We start from the raw sequence: 1,332 nt of genomic DNA on the forward strand, positions 1-1,332 counted from the left end.
TGCCACGCCGAGCACCGCCGCCACCGCGGCGACCGCCAGCAGGCGCGCGCTGGCGGGGGTCATCGCGCCGCGCGCAGCAGGGCGTCCTCGACCACCGCCTGGCTCAGCACCGGCGGCAGTACCGTCGGCGGCGCGCCAGGGCCATAGACCACGTACAGCGGCACGCCCACTGCCTTGTGCTCGGCGAGGAAGGCGCTGATACGCGGATCCTCGTTGGTCCAGTCGCCCTTCATGTACACCGCGTCCACCCGCTTGATGGTGTCGCGGAACGCGTCGCTGTCGAACACGTTGCGTTCGTTGGCCTTGCAGGTGACGCACCAGTCGGCGGTCATGTTGACGAACACCACGCGGTTGTCGGTGCGCAGGCGGTCGAGCATCTGCGGCGAATAGGCCACGGTGTTGCGCTCGACGCTGGCGCTGGGCGGCGGCAGCCGGGTCACGCCCCAGGCCGGCAGCAGGGCGGCCAGCAGCAGCACGGCGGCCAGGCGCATGCCGGTCTTGTGGTCGCGCCAGCGCGCGCGCTCGAACCACCACAGGCCCAGCGCCAGCAGGGTGGCGCCGATCAGCAGCAGCGCCACCGCGTCCACGCCGCGCTGCTTGCCCAGCACCCACAGCAGCCAGATCGCGCTCAGGTACATCGGGAACGCCAGCACCTGCTTGAGCGTTTCCATCCAGGCGCCGGGCTTGGGCAGGCGTTTGGCCAGCGAGGGCACGAAGCCGATCAGCAGGAACGGCAGCGCCAGGCCCAGGCCCAGGGTCAGGAACACCAGCATCGCCATCGCCGGCGGCGCGGTCAGCGCATAGCCCAGCGCCGGGCCCATGAACGGGCCGATGCAGGCGCTGGACACCACGCAGGCCAGCACGCCGGTGAAGAAGTCGCCGACCGGGCCGCTGCGCGTGGACAGCGATTGGCCGACGCCACCGAGGTTGGCGCTGAGGGTGAACACGCCCGACAGGCTCAGCCCGACCACGAACATCAGGTACACCAGCACCGCGACGAAGCCCGGGCGCTGCAGCTGGAAGCCCCACAGCAGCCGCGCGGCTACGGCGATGCCGCCGACCACGGCGAAGGAGGCGAGCACGCCCAGCGTGTACCACAGCGCATGGCTGCGGGCGCGGCCGCGGCTCTCGCCGCTCTGCGCCAGGCCCAGCACCTTCAGCGACAGGATCGGCAGCACGCACGGCAGCAGGTTCAGCAGCAGGCCGCCGCCGAGCGCCAGCAGCAGGATCCACAGCAGGTTCTGCGTGGCCGGCGGCGGTGCGGCGCTGCGCGCGGCGTTGTGCGCCGAGGCGTCCGGCGTCGCCGGCAGGGCATCGGCGGCCGTGGCCGCG

Annotated in this window: 1 protein-coding gene; it reads right to left on the minus strand. The window is 72.5% G+C overall.

Features of this window, described 5'->3' with window-relative positions:
* Positions 1-59 precede the first annotated feature (59 nt).
* Positions 60-1,332, minus strand: a 1,273-nt coding sequence (locus tag D183_RS0109260; RefSeq protein ID WP_017908740.1) for a protein-disulfide reductase DsbD family protein, incomplete at its 5' end; no start/stop codon positions are given.

The organism is Xanthomonas sp. SHU 199, assembly GCF_000364665.1.
In the GTDB taxonomy this organism is placed as follows: domain Bacteria; phylum Pseudomonadota; class Gammaproteobacteria; order Xanthomonadales; family Xanthomonadaceae; genus Xanthomonas_A; species Xanthomonas_A sontii.